Genomic DNA, 19,453 nt, shown 5'->3' with positions numbered 1-19,453 from the left:
GGCTCCCGGAGGCCGGCGGGACGGCCCCCGGAGGCGTGCGGGGCTGATTGTCAGTGGTGGGTCCTAGCGTTTTCGTCATGACGCGATCCGTACAGGCGCTCGCCTACTCACGCCCGTCCGCCCTGCGCTCCTCCGGGGACGGACGGCTCCTCGGCCTGGAGACCTCCGGGGGCCTCACGCCCACCGGCGCCGAGGCGCATCCCCGTTTCTTCACCGGGTTCCTGACGTCCCCGCAGATCGCCGCGCGGGGTCTGCTGGCGGTGGCGGACGTGGCGGCCGCCCGCTACTACCAGCGGATACGTCCGGGGTCGCTCGACCCGGTCGTGACGGGGAACGGCGACCGGCTGCGGTTCGAGTCCTTCTCCGGCTGCGGCGGGGTGTACGCCCGGCTCGACGTGCTGAGCGAGGGGCTCGACGGTGCCACGACGGGGCACGGCACGACCAACGTGGACGTCAACAACCCGCTGCGCGAGGCCCTGTCGCGGATGACGGGCAGCGATCCGCTGCATCTGCGGGTCGGCCCGGAGGAGTTGGCGGTGACGACGCTCCAGGGCGCGGTCGTGGAGAAGAAGGTTCCGCTGCCGGACCGCTGGCTGCGCGGTTTCGCGGAGGCGCAGGTGGCCTCGGCGGGCTTCGATCTGCGGGCCGAGCTGACGGGCGCGGAGGCGGTGAGGTTCCTGCGTTCGCTGCCGCGTTCGCAGGGCGCGGGGCGGCGGGTGCCGCTCTGGGTCGTCCAGGCCGGCCGGACGCTGCGGCCGACGACCCGGCCGGTCGCGGGAGCCGTCTGTCTGCCGGGGCCCGACCGGCTGGTGGCGCTGGAGCGGGTGCTCCGCCACGCGACGGCGCTGCGGGTGTACGGGCCGGTGCCGGACGGGGTCGCGACGGCGAGCGCCTGGGAGGTGACGCTGCCCGGGATGCGCCTGACGCTGACGCTCTCGCCGGACGCCTCGCGGGGCTTCTCCGGAGAGGGCGGGGTCCTGGAGGCTCTGGCGACGGAGGAGGCCGCCCAGGACGCCGAGCTGATCTCGGTCCTGCTCTCCTGGGAGCCGAAGATCGACCTGGCCGAGCTGGGTGACCGGTCGGGTCTTCCCGTGGACCGGGTGCGGGCCGCGCTGACCCGGCTGGGGACCGCCGGGCGGGTGGGATACGACGTGGCCGACGCGGCCTACTTCCACCGTGAGCTGCCGTACGACGCGGACCGCGCCGAGCGGCACAATCCCCGGCTGGTGGCGGCCCGCTCCCTCGTGACGGAGGGAGCGGTCACCCTCGACGGAGCGCTCGCGACGGTCGCCTCGGGGGAACGGCGTTACCAGGTACGGGAGTCGGGCGGATCGCTGACCTGCACCTGCCAGTGGTGGGCGGACTACCGGGGCCGCCGGGGGCCGTGCAAGCACGCGCTCGCGGTGCGGATGGCCCGGCGGAGTGCCGTGGCCGGTACGGCCGGCGTCGTGCCCGGTACGGCCGGTGCCCTGGCCGGGGCTGCTGCCGGATTCGAGTCCTTCGGCGGTGCGCGATGAGCGACGCGTTCGACCAGACCGCGCTGAAGGCGCGACTGACCGCGGCACGGGAGGGACGTGGGGTGAACAAGCTGCTGGCCGCCGTACGGGCGGGGCGGGTCGAAGCCGTCCCCGGGCTGCTGAAGGAGCTGGACCCGGGCGACCGCAAGAAGGCCCTCGTGGAGCTCAAGGCCCTGCGGACCGAGGTCCGTGGCTGGGGCTGGAGCCGGTGGCAGGAGCAGGTGCCGCTCCAGAAGGCGCTGCGGGTCGCCGGGGCGGGGTGCCACACGGGCGCGGCGGCGGCCGCCGCCTGGATCGGGGGCCGGGACCTCAACGACTGGGCCCGGGGCACGAGCCACGTCGTCCTGGACGTGCTCGCCGACCGTGATCCGGCCTGGCTGGGCGATGTCGCGCAGCGGCTCGCCGAGCGGCCGGCCGTGACGGAGCGCGACTTCCCGCTGGTGCGCGAGCTGGTGGCGCGCTCGGGCTGCTCCGTGCCGACGACGGACGGCTACGTCCTCGGCTGGACGGTCTCGGTGACCGGGGGACGGCTCCTGGAGGAGCTCCGCGCCGACGCTCACACGCCGGTGCTGGTGCCCCGCGTCCTCGACATGGCCGAGACCCCGGACCGGCTGACCTGGTCGGTGGGACCCGACGCCCCCACCCACTGGCCGACGGCGCTCGCGAAGCTCGCCGAGGAGGGTGTGCTGGACCGCGCGTCCCTGGTGGACGGCTGCGTGGCGCGGCTGCTGCGGGGCGGCCGGCCGCGGGACCTGCGGTTCCCGCTCGCCCTGCTGCAGCTCCTGGACCCGACGCCGGCGGAACGGCGGGGGCGGACGGCGGACTGGGCGGGGATGGCGGCGGACGCGCCGTCGCCGGTCGCCGCGTACGCGCAGGAGGTCCTGACGGGGCTCGCGGCCGGGGGCGAACTGTCGACGGCGGAGCTCGCGGAGATGTCCGGTCAGGTGCTGTTCCGTACGGAGAAGAAGCTCGTGCGGACCCAACTGACGCTTCTGGCCAAGGAGCTGCGGAGGGACCCGGGCGCAGCCGCGGCCTTGCTGCCCGTGGTCGCGGAGGCGTTCGGGCACGAGGACACGGGGATCCAGGAGCGGGCGCTGAAGCTCGTGGGACGCCACCTCACCCGGGTGGACGGTCAGGTGCGGGAGGAACTGGCACTCGCCGCCGCGGTGTTGAGCCCTGCGCACCGCGAGGCCGCCGAGGAGCTGTTCGGCTCCACGGGTCTCGCCGACGACCGTCCGTACGAGGAGACTCTGCCGCCCGTACCGGGGCTGAGGCGGGTGGCGGCCCCGGCCGCCACGGTCGCCGAGCTGGTCGAGGATCTCGTGACCGTGTCCAAGGGGCGGGGCGAGGCGCCGCCCGAGGAGTTCGAGCGCGCCCTCGCCGGGCTCGTCCACCATGCGCACCGGCACCGCGAGGAGCTGAAGGCGGCCCTGGCCGTGGCCTTCGCGGACGCCTGGTGGGCGGGCGAGGAGGGACAGGTCCCGGACCACTTCGTCTACGGGACGTACGGCGTGGCCGTGGTGATGGCCTCGCTGATGGGCCGGGTCCGCCGGTCCCGGATCCATGACGCCCGGGCCGGGGAGCCGGCCTCCTCCTGTGTGCACGGGGCCCTGGACGCGGTGGTCGACGCCCGTCTGTGGGAGGCGGCCGCCCTCGTCGGCACGGACCGGCTGCCGTTCCTGCTGGCCGCGCCGACCTGGCACACGGGGGCGATCGAACCCTCCGTCCTGGTGGAGCGGTTGCGCGCGTACCGGGACGCGGGCGTGGATCCGGCCCCCGTCGACCTCGCGCAGGCTCTGCTGCGCGTCCGTAAGGCCGACCCTTCGGCCGCCGCCGCGGCCGTCGACGCCTCGGCGCTGGGCACCCGGGCCGGGGAGCGGCTGGCGGACTGGCTCCGCGCGGACGCCTCCCTCGCACCCGGTCTGCGGTTCCTCGCCCGGGAACGGGCCCCGAAGGACGGCAGCGTGCGGCTGGCGGACCGGATCGTGCTGAAGATCCGCGAGCGCCGGGCGGTACGGGAGGAGTTCCCGCCCGTGTTCCGGTGGCTGGGCGGCGCCGACAGCAAGGCCCCGGAGCGCTGTTACCACTGGGGCGGGGAGCGGCGGAACTGGCCGGGCGTGGTGCCGGACGACCGGGAGACCCTGGCGTCCTGGCTGCTGCCCGTGCTCGCGGGCGGGGTCGAGTGGGACGAGCGCGGCACCTCCTGGGGCATGACCGCCCTGGCCGAGGCCGAGGGCCCCCTCGGGGAGGCGACGCATCTCGCCCTGGCGTTCGCGCTCGGCTGCCGGCACCCGGAGGACCGGCTGAACGCGGTGGACACCCTGCTCGTGCTCGCCGCGCGCGGCGATCTGGACGCCGGCCTGCTGGGCGGGCTGCTCGCGGGTCTGACCGTCGACGGCACCGTCAAGCCCAACCGCCTGGCGGACGCGGCCCGTACGGCCGCGGCGACGGGCGCGTACGGCACGACATGGTCCGTACTGGCCCCTCTGCTGCCCGCCCTGCTGACGGCCGAGAAGACGGCACGCGGGCTCGGCGAGCTGCTGGCCGTGGCGGCGGACTGCGTGGAGCGGTGCGGCACGGCCGGTGAGGTGGCGGGACTGGACGCGACGGCGGACCGGCGCGCTTCGTCGCAGCTCGTCGTCCAGGCCCGGCGGCTCCGGAAGGCGCTCCGGGCGGGTGCGTCAGCCTCCTCCCAGGAGGCCGATCAGAGGACGACACAAGTGGCCGAAAACGACCAGTAAGCTCACAGATCGGCGCTTAACCCGTCAGTCACAAAGCGTTCGTGATCACGCAACACCGTTGGGTCACAGTGAGGTCATGACCGATGTGACTTCCGCGAAGAGCTCCCGCCGCCCTCACCACTGGCGGCGGGACCTCATCGAACTCGCCGCCCTCTTCACCGCCGTGGTGGTGGCCGACACCATCGCCAAGACCGTCGTCCGCGGCGCCGACGGTCCGTACATGCTCGTGTTCTCGGCGATCGCCCTGGTCGCGACGGCCGCCTTCCACACCTGGTGGGCACGGCGCCACAGCCATGCGCCGCCCCATGGCCATCCCGGCGGCAGCGGGCCCACCCCGCTGCCGGCGGCCACCGACACGCGGGCGGGCGAGGCTCCGTCGCGCGAGTCCGCGTCCCGCGAGACCGGACCCGTCGAGACGACGCTCTGGCGGATGCGGACCACCGTCCGCGACACCCCGGGCAGCCTGGCCGCGCTCTGCACGGCACTGGCCCACCAGGGCGTGGACATCCTGACCCTCCAGACCCACCCGCTCGCCGAGGGCACCGTCGACGAGTTCCTGCTGCGCGCCCCGGCGCGCCTTCAGGCGAGCGAACTGACCCGGGAGATCGCCGGAGCCGGCGGCACCCACACCTGGATCGAACGCGCCGACGCCCACGACCTCGTGGACACCCCGACCCGACTGCTCGGACTCGCCACCCGGACCGCGCTCGACGCGGCCGAACTCCCGCTCGCCCTGCGCCAGCTCCTCGGCCGCTGCTCCATCCACTCGCTGCCCGCCGTCTCCCTCACCGGCCGTCCCACGGGCGAGACGGCGCCCGTCGAGGGGTCCCTGGAGGAGACGGTGATGCGTCTGCGCGACCCGAACGGCGGCGTGATCACGATCGAGCGGCCCTATCTGCCGTTCACCCCGACCGAGTTCGCCCGCGCGCGGGCTCTCGTCGAACTGGACGCCCGGCTCGGTCCGCGCATCCCGCGCAGCCAGGACGTCCTGACCCTTCCCGAGGGCAACGAGATCACCGTCCGCCGCGCCGACCAGCGGGACCTCGTCGCCGCACGTGCCATGCACGACCGCTGCTCCACCCGGACCCTCGGCCTGCGCTACCACGGCCCGGTCGGCGACGCCGACCGCTATCTCGACCACCTGCTCAGCCCCCGCTACGGCCGGACCCTCGCCGTGCAGACGACCTCCGGCCGGCTGGTCGCCCTCGGGCATCTGCTCTGGGACGGCGACGAGACCGAGGTGGCCCTGATGGTCGAGGACGACTGGCAGCGCCGGGGCATCGGCTCCGAACTCCTCGGCCGGCTGGTCGCGATGGCCGTGGAGGCAGGCTGCGAGAGCGTCTACGCCGTGACCCAGTCCTCCAACACCGGCATGGTGGCCGCCATGCGAGCCCTGAACCTCCCCCTCGACTACCAGATCGAGGAGGGAACCCTGGTCATCACCGCCCGCCTCTCCTCGGCCCAGACGCGAAGCCGTCTCCCGCTCGGCGAGCGCTGACGGACACCAGCCCGAGGAGGCGAACCCCTCAGGCCCCGGGCGCTCGCAAGTGTCGGAAAAGCGCCACACGGCCCATGGCCGGATCCCTTCTACCGCTCCCGGCCGGAGTGGCACGTTCTGCGCCTCCGCCGGCCGATACCGCGACCGCCCGCCGTGAGCTCGCCACCGAGGTGGGCGAGGCGCCCACCTCGGCTCCGCCGGGGACCGCCGCCGACGGGATCCGGCCAAACTCGGCCGCGGGCGTGAAGCCGCCCTCCCGGCCGAGAGCGTCCTCCCCGGCGCGAACTGATCGGCCCGTCCATCGAGCGCAAGCGCGGGTGACGCGCGTCGACCCCCCGCCGGGCGCCCGCTCGGAACCGGTACGGACCACCCGTTCCGAGCGCTCATTTGTCAGCCTAGTGAGATCGATTGAGGGTGACTCGAGGACCGTGAAGGCCCCAGGATGAACCTCATGCCAGAGACTTCCAGCAGCGCGCTCCCCCGCCAGGTCGCCGACAGCTACGTCGACGCTCTCATCGAACTCGACCCGATCACCGGTACGTACCTGGGAGTCAAAGCGAGCGCCGGCCTCCTTCCCGACTTCTCTCCGGCCGGCCAGGAAGCCGTGGCCGACCTCGCCCGCGGCACCCTCGCCCGGCTCGACGAGGCCGAGCGGCAGCCCGGTGCGGACAGCGACGCCGAACGACGCTGCGCCCGGCTTCTGCGGGAGCGTCTGACGGCCGAACTCGCCGTGCACGAGGCCGACGAGGGCCTCTGCGCGGTCAGCAACATGCGGTCCCCCGCGCACAGCGTGCGCATGGTGTTCACCGTGATGGCGACCGTGACCGAGGAGGACTGGGAGGCCGTGGCAGGGCGGCTGCGCGCGGTGCCCACGGCGCTGGAGGGCTACCGCGCCTCGCTGGAGCTCGGCCTGGAGCGCAAGCTCCTGGGCGGACCGCGGCCGACCGCCACGTTCGTCGGCCAGCTGACGGAGTGGGCGGGCGGGGAGGGCGACGGCCGGGGCTGGTTCGAGGAGTTCGCCGCCGCGGCCCCCGAATCCCTCCGCCCCGAGCTGCGTACGGAGCTGGCCTCTGCGTCCCGTGGTGCCACCGAGGCGGTCGTCGCGCTGCGGGACTGGATGCGCGACGTGTACGCCCCGGCCGTCGCCGGCGCACCGGACACGGTGGGCCGCGAGCGGTACCAGCGGTGGTCGCGCTACTTCAACGGCACCGACCTGGACCTCGACCAGGCCTACGCGTACGGCTGGTCCGAGTACCACCGGCTCCACGCCGAGATGCGCACCGAGGCCGAGCGCATCCTGCCCGGTTCCGGCCCGTGGGAGGCGCTCGCGCACCTCGACGTCCACGGCACCCACATCGAGGGCGTCGAAGAGGTCCGGGTCTGGCTGCAGAACCTGATGGACGAGGCGATCGAGGCGCTGGACGGCACCCACTTCGAACTCGCCGAGCGGGTACGGAAGGTGGAGTCGCGCATCGCCCCGCCCGGCGGCGCCGCCGCCCCGTACTACACCGGCCCGTCGGAGGACTTCTCCCGGCCCGGCCGCACCTGGCTGCCGGTCGACGGCCAGACCCGCTTCCCGGTGTACGACCTCGTGTCGACCTGGTACCACGAGGGTGTGCCGGGCCACCACCTGCAGATCGCCCAGTGGGTACACGTCGCCGACCAGCTCTCGCGCTACCAGGCGACGATCGGCGGCGTCAGCGCCAACGCGGAGGGCTGGGCGCTCTACGCGGAGCGGCTGATGGACGAGCTCGGCTTCCTCCCCGACGCCGAGCGGCGCCTCGGCTACCTCGACGCGCAGATGATGCGCGCCTGCCGGGTGATCGTGGACATCGGCATGCACCTGCGGCTCCGGATCCCGGCGGACTCGCCGTTCCACCCGGGCGAGGAGTGGACGCCGGAGCTGGCGCAGGAGTTCTTCCAGCGGCACAGCAGCCGCCCGCCGGCCTTCGTCGAGAGCGAGATGACCCGCTACCTCTCGATGCCGGGACAGGCGATCGGCTACAAGCTGGGCGAGCGCGCCTGGCTGCTCGGGCGCGCCAACGCGCAGGCGGCACACGGCGACGCGTTCGACGCGAAGGCGTGGCACATGGCGGCCCTGTCGCAGGGCCCGCTGGGCCTGGACGACCTGGTGGAGGAGATCTCACGCCTCTGAGCGTGCGCCGCAGGGGCAGCGCTGGAGCGAACCCGACAGGCGAGGGGCCCCGCACAGAAGCGACTCCGGCAGGCGGGGGCGCCCCGGCACAGAAGCGAATCCGCCAGGCGAGGGCGCCCCGGCGCAGGAGCGGACCCGGGCGGGGAATCCCGCCCGGTCCGCGTCCCGAGCCATGAGAACTCACCGGGGATCGCTTGATCGACCGGGGATTCCCCTGCACCATCTCGGTCATGACCGCCGTGACCGAGTACACCCCGGACGCCACCGACTGGCGCATCCTCGACGCCCTGCAGGCCCAGGGCCGGGCGAGCTTCACCGAACTGGCCCGTGCCGTCTCCATGTCGCCCTCCGCGGTGACCGAGCGGGTGCGCAGGCTGGAGGAGGCCGGGGTGATCACGGGGTACACGGCCGTCATCGACCAGGAACGCCTGGGGCTCCCGATCCTCGCCTTCGTCCGGCTGCGCTACCCGAACGGCAACTACAAGCCGTTCCACGACCTCCTCGCGGCCACGCCCGAGGTCCTGGAGGCGCACCACGTGACCGGCGACGACTGCTTCGTCATGAAGGTCGCCGCGCGGTCCATGAAGCACCTGGAGGAGGTCTCCGGGAAGATCGGCACGCTGGGCTCGGTGACGACGAGCGTCGTCTACTCCTCCCCCCTCCCCCGCCGCGCGGTCAGCCGCTGACCCCGCTCACCCGCCGGCTCCCGACTCGCGTCGGGGAAGCGGAGATCGAGCGCGCCGTTCAGGGTCTCCTTCCAGAAGCCGATCAGGGAAGCGGTCCACCCTTCCCGGCGCACCGGGACAGCGCCGGTGGGGACGAGGCGGATCAGGGGGCGGGGTCAGGCGCCGGCCGTTTTCTGGCGCACCGTCGATCCCGACCGTTCCTTGACGACCTCCAGTTGGGCCGGGATGCGGCGCCGGAGGTCGCCGACGTGGCTGACGATGCCGACGCTGCGGTCCCGTTCGCGCAGGGAGTCGAGGACGTCGAGCACCTCGTCGAGGGTCTGGTCGTCCAGGCTGCCGAAGCCCTCGTCGATGAAGAGGGTGTCGAGCCGGACGCCGCCCGCCTCGTCGGTGACGACGTCGGCGAGGCCGAGGGCGAGGGCGAGGGAGGCGAAGAAGGTCTCGCCGCCGGAGAGCGTGGCCGTGTCCCGCTCGTTGCCCGTCCAGGCGTCGACGACATGGAGGCCGAGGCCGGCGCGCTTGCCGCCGGAGCGGGCGTCGGAGTGCACGAGGGTGTAGCGGCCGGAGGACATGCGCTGGAGCCGGGCGGTGGCGGCGGCCGCGACCTGTTCCAGGCGGGCTGCCAGGACGTACGACTCCAGGCGCATCTTGCGTTCGTTCTCGGCGGAGGTCCCCGCGGTGAGGCCGGCGAGCCGGGCGACCCGGTCGTACTCCTCGCGCAACGGTCCCAGGCCGCGGACCTCGGCGCCGGCCTGCCGGGAGAGCCGGGCCAGTTCGGCGCCGCGGTCCCGGACGGCGGCGAGGGCCGAGGTGGCGTTCCGCAGGGTGCGTTCGGCGGCGGTGTGCGCGGCGTCGGCGGCCTCCGGGTCGGCGGCCGGGCGTTCGGCGGCGGCCCGGGTCTCCGGCTCGGCGAGCCGGTCGGCGACGGCGGCCGCCTCGGCCTGCCAGGCGTCCAGGCGGTGCTGGAGGGCGCGGTGCCCGCCGTCGTCCAGGAGCGCGGCGGCGGCCTCGGCGGGGGTGTCGAACCCGGCACGGAAGGCGGCGTTCGCGAGCCGGTCGTCGGCCTCCTTCAGACGCTGGGCGCTGAGCGCCTCGGAGCGTACGGTCTCGGCGGCCTCGATCAGGATGGTGATCTTCCGCTCAAGCCGTGAGGCGTGCTCTGCGACGCTCCCGGACTCGCCGCGCCCCCGGGCCACTTCGGCGTCGAGGGCCGTCTGCTCCCGGTCGAGCGCCTCCCGCTGCGAGGTCCGCGCGGCGACGCGCCGCTCGGCGTCCCTCTGTGCCCGCACCCGGCTCTCGTGCTCCCGCTCCGCCCGCGCGAGCGCCTCCCGAAGGCCGTGCGTCTGGGCGGCGAGGGTGTGTGCGTCGGCGTGCAGGCGGGTCAACTCGTCGACTTCGCCGACCAGTTCGTCGACCGTCGGCTCGGGGGCGTCCGCCGCCGACACCTCCGCGCGGGCCGCCGCCCATGCCTCCGCGGTGGCCGCCGCGTCGCGATCGGCGGCTGTGCGGGACTCCTCCGCGCGGGTGAAGAGCTCGTAGGCCGCGTCCTCGGTGGCGCGGTCGACGTGGTCGGCGCCCGTGCGGGCGGGGGCCGGGTGTTCGGCGGAGCCGCAGACCTGGCAGGGCGCGCCGGGGGCGAGGGCCGCGGCCAGTTCGGCGGCGATGCCCTGGAGGCGGCGCGCCTTGATGTCGAGCCACGCCTCGTGCGCTTCGTTGCGGCGCTCGCGCGCGGCCGTGAGCCGGGAGTCGGCGGTGGACGTCTGTCCGGCGAGCGTGTCCCGGCGGCGGGCGGCGGACAGTCGCCGGCGGGCAGGTTCGAGGCGGCCGGCGAGCTGCTCGGCACGCGCGGCGGCCTCCTGGGAGGCCTCGATGCGGGCGGCCAGCTCGGCCCTGCGGGGTTCCCAGCCGCTGAGCCAGCCGCCCGCGTCCTGGAGGATCTCCTCGTCGGCGCGGGCCTGCCGCTCCAGGTCCGTGCGCTCCCCGGCGATCTCCGCGCTGCGCCGCTCCGCCCGCCGCGCGGAGTCGAGCCCGCCCAGCTCCTCGCGCAGTCGCCGCTCCAGGGCGGACAGCTGCTCCGCGCCCGCGTCGGCGAGATCGGCGGGCAGCCGGTCCCGGCTGTTCTCCCGGGCCGCGTGCGCGGCGGCGTGCTCGCGTTCCGCGTCGGCGCGCAGACCGAGGGCGGGAGCGACGAGGTCGGCCTTGCGGGACCGGTCGAGCACCGCCTGCGCACGGTCCCGCTCGGGCCTGCTCGCCTCCAGCGCGTCCTGCCGCCGCCGCGATTCCGCGTACCGTGCCTGACGGTCCGCCAGCTCCCGTTCCTCGTCGAGCACCCTGCGGGCGGCGGCCTGCCGCGACTCGGCGGCCAGAACGGCCGAGTCCGCGATGTCGAGGGCCTCGCGCGCCTCGGAGCGCGCCACGGCCGCCAGGCCCAGGACGGCCTGGGCGAGTCCCGGCTCGCCGGGCCGCTCGTCGACGACGGCTCCGCCGGTGACCTGCGCCATCCGGTGGGCGAGCGCCAGCAGCCGCTCGTCCCCGTCCCGTACCTGCTGCTCGGCCGCGCGCCGCAGATCGGCGAGCCGCTCCTCCACGGCCGCGAACCGGCGGGTGTCGAAGAGCCGTCCGAGCAGCTTGCCGCGCGCCTCCGCGTCCGCCCGCAGAAAGCGCGCGAAATCGCCCTGCGGCAGGAGCACGACCTGGCAGAACTGCTCCCTGCTCATGCCGACGAGCTGGGTGATCTCCTCGCCGATCTCCTGGTGGGAGCGGCTGAGCGCGGCCCACTCGCCGGTGCCGGAATCGTACTCGCGCAGCCAGCTCTGGGCCTTCTCGGTGGTGAAGCCGCCGCCGCGCTTCTTCGGGCGGGGCTGGGCCGGTCGCCGGGTGATCTCCAGCCGCCGCTCGCCCACGGTCAGTTCGAGGGTGACCTCGGTGTACGTACCGGTGGGGGCGTGGTCGCTGCGCAGCGAGGTGCCGGGCGACTGCCGGGCTCCGGGCACGGCTCCGTACAGGGCGTAGCAGACGGCGTCGAGGACGGAGGTCTTACCCGCGCCGGTGGGACCGTGGAGCAGGAAGAGGCCCGCGCTGGACAGCGCGTCGAAGTCGATCTCCTGCGGGGCTCCGAACGGACCGAAGGCGGTGACGGAGAGGCGGTGGAGTCTCACCGGGCGCCCACCTCGCGCTCCCGTACCGCACTGTCCACCCGGACGTCGTCGAAGGCGCCGTGCAGCACGGTCCGTTCGGTGTCGTCGGGTCCGGCGCCGCCCCGCACGTGGGCCACGAAGTCCTCCGCGATCTGCTGGTCGCTGCGGTCGCGCAGCCGCTGGGCGTACGAGGCGAGCGGATCGCTCTCGGTGCGCTCGGGCTCGAAGACCAGGTTGAGCGTGTGCGGGAAGCGCTCGGCGAGCCGGGCCATCGGCTCGGCGGGCCGCACGGGGTCGGTGAGGGTCGCCTCGACCCAGGACTCCTCGTGCCGTACGAGTCCCGGGTCGGCGAGCAGGTCGTCGAGCCGGCCGCGGATCCGGGCCAGGGGCCGGGGCACGGGGCAGTCGACGCGCTCGGCCGCCTCGATCGACCCGTCGGCGCCGAGGTCGACCAGCCACATGCTCTTGCGGTGGTGGACCTCGGAGAAGGAGTACGCGAGGGGTGAGCCGGAGTAGCGGACGCGCGGGGTGACGGTCTGGCTGCCGTGCAGGTGCCCCAGGGCGACGTAGTCGACGCCGTCGAAGACCCCGGCGGGGACGGCGGCGACTCCGCCGACCGTGATGTCCCGTTCGCTGTCGCTCGGTTCGCCGCCCGCGACGAAGGCGTGCGCGAGGACGACGGACCGGGTGCCGGCGGGGCGCGTGGCGAGGTCGGCGCGGACGCGGTCCATGGCTGCGGAGAGCACCGCCTCGTGACTGGCCTTGGTGGCGCCGAACCGCTCGCGCACGAGGGCCGGTTCGAGGTACGGCAGGCCGTAGAGCGCGACGGATCCGTGGGCGTCGTCGAGCACGACAGGGGTCCCGACGCCCGCCGGGTCCGTACGGAGGTGGATGCCGGCCCGCTCGATGAGACCGGCGCCGACGCCCAGGCGGCGGGCCGAGTCGTGGTTGCCGGAGATCATGACGGTCGGCACTCCGGCCTCCGCGAGCCGGTGCAGGGCGGTGTCGAACAGCTCGACGGCGGTGAGCGGCGGCACGGCACGGTCGTAGACATCCCCTGCGACCAGGACCGCGTCCACGTCACGCGTGCGCACCGTGGCCACCAGGTGGTCCAGGAACGCGGACTGGGCGTCGAGCAGGCCGACGCGGTGGAACGACCGCCCCAGGTGCCAGTCCGACGTATGCAGGAATCTCATGATCGAGGAGCGTATCGGTGGGGTCGGACAGTGGCCGGGGCTTCGGGAAATCCGGGGGCGCGCGGGACGGCGCGCAGCGGCCCGGCGCCCAGCGGGACCCCGCGGTCGTCCGGGCGGTCAGGGCGCTCCGAGCAGTCAGGGCGCTCCGGGCGGTCAGCACGCTCCGGGCGGTCCGCACGCTCCGGGCGGTCAGACATCGCCGTACGCCTCGCCGCCCAGGTCCACGCGCGCGGTGCCGGCCGTGACATCGGCGAGCCAGGCCGTGAAGGCCTCCACGTCGGCGTCCGGAAGTCCGATCTCGATGGCGACCGCTTCGCCGTAGCGCACGTCGCGCACGCTCCGGCCCGTCGCCCGCAGGTCGTTCTCCAGCTTGCCCGCGCGCTGGTGGTCGACGGTGACGGTGGCGAGGCGGAAGCGCTGCCGCGTGACGGTGCCGAGCGCGTCCAGGGCCTCCCCGACCACTCCGCCGTACGCCCGGATCAGACCACCCGCGCCGAGTTTCACGCCGCCGTAGTAGCGGGTGACGACGGCGGCGACGTACCGCATCTCGCGCCGCATCAGCATCTGGAGCATGGGGACACCGGCCGTGCCGCCGGGCTCGCCGTCGTCGCTCGCCTTCTGGACGGACGCGTCGGCTCCGACGACGTACGCGAAGCAGTTGTGCGTGGCCGTCGGGTGCTCCTTGCGGATGCGCGCGACGAAGTCCTGCGCCTCCTGCTCGGTCGCCACCGGTGCCAGCGCGCAGATGAAGCGCGAGCGGTTGATCTCGGTCTCGTGCACGCCCTCGCGGGCGAGCGTGCGGTACTGCTCCTGCATCCCGCCACCCTATGCGGCCGGGAACGTCCCTCCGTCCCCCGGTGCCGGGCCCCGCTCCCGCCCGCCCCCGCAGGCCCCCGCGGGCCCCGCGCCCGGCAGCCCGGAGAGCCCGCGGTTAGCCTGCCACCTGGGACCGTGCCCATGCGTCCGTGCCACCGGTACGGCATCCGAGGACGAGGAGACCGACCATGACGACCACCGCCCGCGCAAGCGTGCAGCACGAGGACGAGCGGGTACGGGTCACTCGCTGGGACTTCGAGCCGGGGCAGAGCACCGGTCGCCACGTCCACGCCTACGACTACGTCGTCGTCCCCGTCACCGACGGGCGGACGGACGTGATCGCCCCCGACGGCACGGTCACCTCCTCGCAGCTGCGTGCGGGCGAGTCCTACGCCCGTGGGGCCGGGGCCGAGCACGAGGTCGTCAACGCCGGCGCCCTGCCGCTGGCCTTCGTCGAGGTCGAGATGAAGCGGGCGTAGCCGCCACGGGGCGGGGCAGCGGCGTTCCCCCGGGGGGAATCACCGGTGCCCGTGATCCGTTGTGCTCAGCGACGAGCCACAGGAGGCAGCAGATGAGCGTCGAGACGTCCACCACCGGAGCCACCGAGTCGGACACGGTCCGGAAGATCCTGACCGCCGCGGGCGACACCTGGGCGGTCGTGGGCCTGTCGTCGAACCGGTCGCGCGCCGCCTACGGTGTGGCGGCGGTCCTCCAGCGCTACGGCAAGCGGATCGTGCCCGTGCACCCGAAGGCGGAGACGGTCCACGGCGAGCAGGGGTACGCCTCGCTCGCGGACATTCCGTTCCCGGTCGACGTGGTCGACGTGTTCGTGAACAGCGAGCACGCCGGACAGGTTGCCGACGAGGCGGTGGCCGTCGGCGCCAAGGCGGTCTGGTTCCAGCTGGGCGTGCTCGACGAGGCGGCGTACGCGCGGACCCGCGAGGCGGGGCTCGACATGGTCATGGACCGCTGCCCCGCCATCGAGATCCCGCTGCTCGACCCGCGTCCGGACCTCGGCTGAGCGCCGAGCCGCGGCCGACCGCCGGGCCGCAGCGGACGACCGCGCCACAGCAGACCACCGGACCTCGGCTGACCGCCGGATCTCGGCCGATCGCCGGACACCGCTGACCGCCCGGCCTCGGCCGACGTCGCTGCTCAGCCGGCGGCGACGTCGACGCCGAGACCCTCCAGGACGACGGCGCCGGGCAGTTCGGCGAAGGCCTTGCCCGGCAGGATGAGCTTGCCGCGACGACGTCCGCTGCCGACGAGCACCCAGTCGGTGTCGACGACGGAGGCGTCCACGAGGAGGGGCCAGTCGGCGGGGAGGCCGATGGGGGTGATGCCGCCGTACTCCATGCCGCTCTCGCCGGTCGCGATCGCCATGTCCGCGAACCGCGCCTTGCGGGCGCCCAGGTGACGGCGGACGACGCCGTTGACGTCGACCCGGGTGGCCGAGCGCACGAGGCAGGCGGCCAGGGTCGTCTCCTCGCCCCGCTTCCCTGCGACGATCACGCAGTTCGCCGACCGGTCGAGGAGGTCCTGGTCGTGGTGCTCGACGAAGACGGCCGTGTCGGCGATCTCGGGGTCGGTGTCGACGTACAGGAGCTGGTCCGCCGGGACGCTGCCCTGCCACGCCCGGACGGCCGCGGCGACCGGTTCCGTGAGCAGGTCCAGGCAGTCGGGGGCCGGTACCGCGTTGTCGAAGTCTCCGATGGGTGCGCGCATACCGGCCACGCTAACAAGTGGGGTGCTCCCCCGACTTGGGCGTCTCAGCGGGCGGGCGGAATGGAGACGGCCATCGTCATCTCGGCCGTCTCCGTGCCGTCGTTGCGGTAGGCGTGCGGCACGTTGGCCTCGAAGACCGCGGAGGTGCCGGCCGGGATGCGGTGCTCCTCCCCCTCCACGACGAGGGTCAGTTCCCCGGCCGTGACGTGCAGGAGCTCGGTGGTGCCGTCGGGGTGCGGGTCGGAGGCGCTGCCGTCGCCCGGCATGAGCGTCCAGGACCAGAGTTCCAGCGGGCCGCGCGCCTCGGTGCCGGCGAGGAGGGTCGTGTGGCTGCCGGTGGAGGTGGACCACATGCGCACGGCCTGAGCCGGCGGGACGAGGCGGACGTGGGGGCCCTGCTCGTAGTCGAGGAGGGTGGTGATCGAGACTCCGAGCGCGTCCGCGAGCTTCACGGTGGTGCCGACGCTGGGGTTCGTACGGGCCTGCTCGATCTGGATGATCATGCCGCGGCTGACGCCCGCCCGTGCGGCGAGCGCGTCCAGCGTGAAACCGCGCTCGTTGCGCCACCGCTTCAGGTTCCGCGCGAGGGACTGCGTGAGCTGATCGAGGTCCGACACATTCCGTCCAATATTTTGGATGACAGAGTTCAACAGACTGAACTACGGTGTGGTCTACCGCGGTGTACTCAGCTGTCCACCGCACTGTACTGCGAGACCGCCACCCTGCGAGGATCCATGACTGCGCTGTTCGCCCTGGCCACCGCCCTGCTCTGGGGCCTGGCCGACTTCGGCGGCGGGCTGCTGACCCGGCGCATGCCGGCGCTCACGGTGCTCGTGATCTCGCAGACGATCGCGGTCGTCGTCCTCGGGGCGATCGTGATCGCCACCGGGGCCTGGCGCGAGGTGAGTCCCGAACTCTGGTACGCCGTCGCCGCGGGCCTCGTCGGCCCGGTCGCGATGCTCGCGTTCTACAAGGCCCTGGCGCTCGGACCGATGGGCGTGGTCTCCCCGCTCGGCTCGCTGGGTGTCGTCGTCCCGGTCTCGGTCGGCCTCCTCATCGGCGACCGGCCGGGGTTCCTGCAGTTCGCCGGGATCGGTGTGGCGATCGTCGGCATCGTCCTCGCCGGCGGGCCCGAGCTGCGCGGCGCGCCGGTACAGCGCCAGGCGGTGCTGCTCACGCTGGTCGCGGCCTTCGGGTTCGGCTCGGTGATGGCCCTGATCGCGGAGGCGTCCTCGACCCTGACCGGACTGTTCCTCGCCCTGTTCGTCCAGCGGGTGACGAACGTGGCGGTGGGCGGCGGCGCGCTGTACGTCTCCGTGAAGCGCGGCGGACGGGCGCTGCCCGAGGGCGGCGGGGGGATGAACGTCGTGTGGGCGGCACTCCCCGCGCTCGCCTTCGTCGGTCTCGCGGACGTCGCCGCCAACGGTACGTACTCGATCGCGGCGCAGAACGGGCCGGTGACCGTCGCGGCGGTACTGGCGAACCTCTACCCGGTCGTCACGGCGCTGGCCGCGCGCGGGGTGCTGAAGGAGAGGCTCCGCGCGGTCCAGGCGGCGGGCGCCGGCCTCGCTCTGGTCGGCACGGTGCTCCTCGCGACGGGCTGACGAGATCACCTTCCCCGGGGCGCGCCTCCGGCACCTCGAACCGGCCCGCGCGGCACCCTCGGACCCGCCCGCGGGGGCACCCTCAAGCCCGCCCGCGCGGCACCCCGCCCTCGGGCCGACGACCCTCGGGTCGGTCAGCCCTCCGCGAGGTCCCAGGTGGCGAGCGCGGCGAGCTGCTCGTGCGTCACTCCGTCCGGGATCGGCACCGGTGCCGGCGTCCGCAGCGGCGGCTGCCAGCCCCGCTCCGGGTCCCAGCTGCGCACCACCTTCGCCGGCGCCCCGGCCACCACCGAGTGGTCCGGCACCTCTCCCCGTACGACCGCGCCCGCCGCGACCACCACGTTCCGGCCGAGCCTGGCGCCGGGCAGGATCACCGCGCCCGTGCCCAGCCAGCAGCCGGGTCCGATCTCGACCGGCTCGGAGCGCGGCCACTGCCTGCCGACGGGCTCGTCCGGATCGTCGTAACTGTGGTTGGTCGAGGTGATGTAGACGTACGGGCCGCAGTACGTGTCCGAGCCGATCGTCACCCGGGCGTCGGCGATGACATGGCTGCCGCGCCCCAGGACGACGCCGTTGCCCAGGGTCAGGACCGTGTCGGGCCCGAGGTCGAGTCCGGGCAGCATGCCGGCGGTCAGCGTGACCTGCTCGGCGACGATGCAGCACTCGCCGATCTCGATCCACCGCTCGCCGAAGACCGTCCCCTGCGGGAACGCCAGCCGGGTACCCGCGCCGAGGCGCTTGAAGCGGAGGCGTCCGGGGCTCTCGGCGGTGACGGCACCGGCCTGCTGCACCCAGCGCCATCCGCCCTGCAGGGCGCGGGCGAGAACCCGGCGCCGCCAGGCGGTGAGAGAGGAGAACGTGTTTCTGTTCCTGGGCACCCGCACACGGTAGTCGGCGCCGTCGTGCCTGATCGGCGGGGTGCGCTGTGATGTCCGTCATGGGCCGCGGCTAGGGTGCCGTGGAGGCGTGACGCAATCACGAGGTACCAGGAGCGAACCATGGCAGAGGCGTTGATCAAGGGCGTGGGCGGCAAGGAGCCGCAGGTCGATCCGACGGCCTTCACAGCGCCGACCTCGGTCGTGCTCGGCGATGTCACGCTCGGCGCCCGCGCCAGCGTCTGGTACCACGCGGTGCTGCGGGCGGACTGCGGCCCCGTCGTCGTCGGCGAGGACTCCAACATCCAGGACAACTGCACCGTCCACGTCGACCCGGGCTTCCCGGTCACGATCGGCGACCGCGTGACGGTCGGCCACAACGCGACCGTCCACGGCTGCACCATCGAGGACGACGTCCTGGTCGGCATGGGTGCCACGGTCCTCAACGGGGCCCGCGTCGGCGCCGGTTCGCTGATCGCCGCGCAGGCGCTCGTCCCGCAGGGGATGGAGATCCCGCCGGGTTCGCTGGTGGCCGGTGTCCCGGCCAAGGTCCGGCGCCCGCTGACGGAGGAGGAGCAGGCCGGCATCCGCCTCAACGCGGAGATGTACCTCCACCTGGCCAAGGGCCACGCAGAGGCCTTCCAGGACTGAGGGCCAACGGAGAAGGGCGCGGCGGCCGTGAGGCCACCGCGCCCTCGCGCGTCCGTCCGCGCCGACCTCACCGGTCGGATCAGTCCGCGACCGGTACCGGAACCGGCTCCGCGGCCGGCTCGCTCTCCGCCTTCGTGCCGGGCTGGGTCCCGGTCTGGGCCGCGGCCTTCTTCGCACGGTTCTTCAGGATCAGCATCGAGGTCACGCCGACCAGGACGGCGAGCACCAGACCCAGCCACGAGAAGCGCTTGAGCCACGCCTCGGCGACGATGCCCACCGAGTAGATGACGGCGGTCGTGCCGCCCGCCCAGAGGATGCCTCCGAAGACGTTGGCGATCAGGAACTTCCAGTACGGCATCTTCAGCACGCCCGCGAGCGGTCCGGCGAAGATCCTCAGCAGGGCGACGAAGCGGCCGAAGAAGACCGCCCACATGCCCCACTTCTCGAAGGACCGCTCGGCCAGCGCGATGTTGGCCTCGCTGAAGTGCTTGGGGAACTTCTTGCCCAGCCAGGCCAGCAGCGGGCGCCCGCCCCTGCGGCCGATCGCGTACCCGATCGAGTCGCCGATGATGGCGCCGGCCGTGGCGCAGGCGCCGAGGACGTACGGGTTGATGTCACCGTGCTGGGAGGCGAGCAGGGCCGAGCTGACGAGGACGATCTCGCCGGGCAACGGGATCCCCAGGCTCTCGAGCCCGATCACCACACCCACCAGTGCGTAGATCGCGCCCGCGGGGATCGTCTCCAGCCACTCCTGGACGTGCAACGCGGATTCCTCCCGTTCGAAGGCGCGCGCCGCGTCGCGCACGCCGGGGCAGCCTACCTGGTCGTGCGACGACGCCCGGCCGCCCGGCG

16 protein-coding genes are annotated in these 19,453 nt (G+C 74.0%); 9 read left to right on the top strand and 7 right to left on the bottom strand.

Going from position 1 to position 19,453, the window contains the following annotated elements; genetic code table 11:
* Positions 1-77: 77 nt before the first annotated feature.
* The 5 genes from ACFVGW_RS20290 to ACFVGW_RS20270 all read left to right on the top strand — a co-directional run bounded on the left by ACFVGW_RS20290 (position 78) and on the right by ACFVGW_RS20270 (position 8,597).
* Complete coding sequence (locus tag ACFVGW_RS20290; protein WP_385852951.1) at positions 78-1,517, top strand: SWIM zinc finger family protein; 1,440 nt, start codon at positions 78-80, stop codon at positions 1,515-1,517.
* Positions 1,514-4,258: a DUF6493 family protein gene (locus ACFVGW_RS20285; protein ID WP_385852950.1), complete on the top strand. Its 2,745-nt coding sequence runs from the start codon at positions 1,514-1,516 to the stop codon at positions 4,256-4,258. The genes ACFVGW_RS20290 and ACFVGW_RS20285 overlap by 4 nt, the downstream gene beginning before the upstream one ends.
* Positions 4,259-4,334: 76 nt before the next feature.
* Complete coding sequence (locus ACFVGW_RS20280; RefSeq protein ID WP_385852949.1) at positions 4,335-5,756, top strand: GNAT family N-acetyltransferase; 1,422 nt, start codon at positions 4,335-4,337, stop codon at positions 5,754-5,756.
* Between the two features lie 451 nt (positions 5,757-6,207).
* Positions 6,208-7,911: a DUF885 domain-containing protein gene (locus tag ACFVGW_RS20275; protein WP_385852948.1), complete on the top strand. Its 1,704-nt coding sequence runs from the start codon at positions 6,208-6,210 to the stop codon at positions 7,909-7,911.
* A 239-nt stretch (positions 7,912-8,150) separates the two neighbouring features.
* Positions 8,151-8,597: an Lrp/AsnC family transcriptional regulator gene (locus ACFVGW_RS20270; protein ID WP_352189534.1), complete on the top strand. Its 447-nt coding sequence runs from the start codon at positions 8,151-8,153 to the stop codon at positions 8,595-8,597.
* Between the two features lie 155 nt (positions 8,598-8,752).
* On the opposite strand, the gene ACFVGW_RS20265 is transcribed toward ACFVGW_RS20270, so the two are convergent.
* The 3 genes from ACFVGW_RS20265 to ACFVGW_RS20255 all read right to left on the bottom strand — a co-directional run bounded on the left by ACFVGW_RS20265 (position 8,753) and on the right by ACFVGW_RS20255 (position 13,746).
* Positions 8,753-11,755: an AAA family ATPase gene (locus tag ACFVGW_RS20265; RefSeq protein WP_385852947.1), complete on the bottom strand. Its 3,003-nt coding sequence runs from the start codon at positions 11,753-11,755 to the stop codon at positions 8,753-8,755.
* Positions 11,752-12,930, bottom strand: coding sequence for an exonuclease SbcCD subunit D (locus tag ACFVGW_RS20260; RefSeq protein WP_385852946.1), 1,179 nt, complete (start codon positions 12,928-12,930; stop codon positions 11,752-11,754). Before ACFVGW_RS20260 ends, ACFVGW_RS20265 begins: the two co-directional genes overlap by 4 nt.
* Positions 12,931-13,119: 189 nt before the next feature.
* Complete coding sequence (locus ACFVGW_RS20255; protein WP_352189474.1) at positions 13,120-13,746, bottom strand: YigZ family protein; 627 nt, start codon at positions 13,744-13,746, stop codon at positions 13,120-13,122.
* 188 nt (positions 13,747-13,934) lie between these two features.
* Between ACFVGW_RS20255 and ACFVGW_RS20250 the strand changes: the two genes are divergently transcribed.
* Positions 13,935-14,225 (top strand): cupin domain-containing protein, encoded by a 291-nt coding sequence (locus ACFVGW_RS20250; protein WP_383226845.1) that lies wholly within the window; start codon positions 13,935-13,937, stop codon positions 14,223-14,225.
* 92 nt (positions 14,226-14,317) lie between these two features.
* Positions 14,318-14,767 (top strand): CoA-binding protein, encoded by a 450-nt coding sequence (locus tag ACFVGW_RS20245; RefSeq protein ID WP_385852945.1) that lies wholly within the window; start codon positions 14,318-14,320, stop codon positions 14,765-14,767.
* Between the two features lie 134 nt (positions 14,768-14,901).
* On the opposite strand, the gene ACFVGW_RS20240 is transcribed toward ACFVGW_RS20245, so the two are convergent.
* Together ACFVGW_RS20240 and ACFVGW_RS20235 are read right to left on the bottom strand one after the other, a co-directional pair.
* Positions 14,902-15,471, bottom strand: a complete 570-nt coding sequence (locus tag ACFVGW_RS20240) for a YbaK/EbsC family protein (RefSeq protein ID WP_385852944.1) — start codon at positions 15,469-15,471, stop codon at positions 14,902-14,904.
* Positions 15,472-15,515: 44 nt separating this feature from the next.
* Positions 15,516-16,088 (bottom strand): XRE family transcriptional regulator, encoded by a 573-nt coding sequence (locus ACFVGW_RS20235; RefSeq protein ID WP_352189478.1) that lies wholly within the window; start codon positions 16,086-16,088, stop codon positions 15,516-15,518.
* 117 nt (positions 16,089-16,205) lie between these two features.
* Between ACFVGW_RS20235 and ACFVGW_RS20230 the strand changes: the two genes are divergently transcribed.
* On the top strand, positions 16,206-17,075 hold the full coding sequence (locus ACFVGW_RS20230) for a DMT family transporter (RefSeq protein ID WP_352189479.1): 870 nt from the start codon (positions 16,206-16,208) through the stop codon (positions 17,073-17,075).
* 134 nt (positions 17,076-17,209) lie between these two features.
* On the opposite strand, the gene ACFVGW_RS20225 is transcribed toward ACFVGW_RS20230, so the two are convergent.
* A complete protein-coding gene (locus ACFVGW_RS20225) occupies positions 17,210-17,953 on the bottom strand; it encodes an acyltransferase (protein ID WP_385852943.1) in 744 nt (247 codons plus the stop codon).
* Between the two features lie 120 nt (positions 17,954-18,073).
* Here ACFVGW_RS20225 and ACFVGW_RS20220 point away from each other — a divergent pair, with 120 nt between their 5' ends.
* The gene (locus tag ACFVGW_RS20220; RefSeq protein ID WP_383226832.1) at positions 18,074-18,601 is read left to right on the top strand and encodes a gamma carbonic anhydrase family protein; all 528 of its coding nucleotides are present in this window, start codon (positions 18,074-18,076) and stop codon (positions 18,599-18,601) included.
* A 79-nt stretch (positions 18,602-18,680) separates the two neighbouring features.
* Here ACFVGW_RS20220 and ACFVGW_RS20215 read toward each other — a convergent pair whose 3' ends face one another.
* Entirely contained in the window at positions 18,681-19,364 is a 684-nt protein-coding gene (locus ACFVGW_RS20215) for a DedA family protein (RefSeq protein ID WP_385853118.1), read from the bottom strand.
* Between the last annotated feature and the right edge of the window lie 89 nt (positions 19,365-19,453).

Source organism: Streptomyces sp. NPDC127129 (assembly GCF_042671585.1).
Lineage (GTDB): Bacteria > Actinomycetota > Actinomycetes > Streptomycetales > Streptomycetaceae > Streptomyces.
Note: the sequence above shows the minus strand (reverse complement) of the source record. Positions and strands in the feature narration are given on the sequence as shown.

Excerpts from the sequence above, each read along its gene's own strand:
- ACFVGW_RS20290 (WP_385852951.1), top strand. The coding sequence starts at position 78 with ATGACGCGATCCGTACAGGCGCTCGCCTACTCACGCCCGTCCGCCCTG.
- ACFVGW_RS20285 (WP_385852950.1), top strand. The coding sequence starts at position 1,514 with ATGAGCGACGCGTTCGACCAGACCGCGCTGAAGGCGCGACTGACCGCG.
- ACFVGW_RS20280 (WP_385852949.1), top strand. The coding sequence starts at position 4,335 with ATGACCGATGTGACTTCCGCGAAGAGCTCCCGCCGCCCTCACCACTGG.
- ACFVGW_RS20275 (WP_385852948.1), top strand. The coding sequence starts at position 6,208 with ATGCCAGAGACTTCCAGCAGCGCGCTCCCCCGCCAGGTCGCCGACAGC.
- ACFVGW_RS20260 (WP_385852946.1), bottom strand. The coding sequence starts at position 12,930 with ATGAGATTCCTGCATACGTCGGACTGGCACCTGGGGCGGTCGTTCCAC.
- ACFVGW_RS20255 (WP_352189474.1), bottom strand. The coding sequence starts at position 13,746 with ATGCAGGAGCAGTACCGCACGCTCGCCCGCGAGGGCGTGCACGAGACC.
- ACFVGW_RS20250 (WP_383226845.1), top strand. The coding sequence starts at position 13,935 with ATGACGACCACCGCCCGCGCAAGCGTGCAGCACGAGGACGAGCGGGTA.
- ACFVGW_RS20245 (WP_385852945.1), top strand. The coding sequence starts at position 14,318 with ATGAGCGTCGAGACGTCCACCACCGGAGCCACCGAGTCGGACACGGTC.
- ACFVGW_RS20240 (WP_385852944.1), bottom strand. The coding sequence starts at position 15,471 with ATGCGCGCACCCATCGGAGACTTCGACAACGCGGTACCGGCCCCCGAC.
- ACFVGW_RS20230 (WP_352189479.1), top strand. The coding sequence starts at position 16,206 with ATGACTGCGCTGTTCGCCCTGGCCACCGCCCTGCTCTGGGGCCTGGCC.
- ACFVGW_RS20220 (WP_383226832.1), top strand. The coding sequence starts at position 18,074 with ATGGCAGAGGCGTTGATCAAGGGCGTGGGCGGCAAGGAGCCGCAGGTC.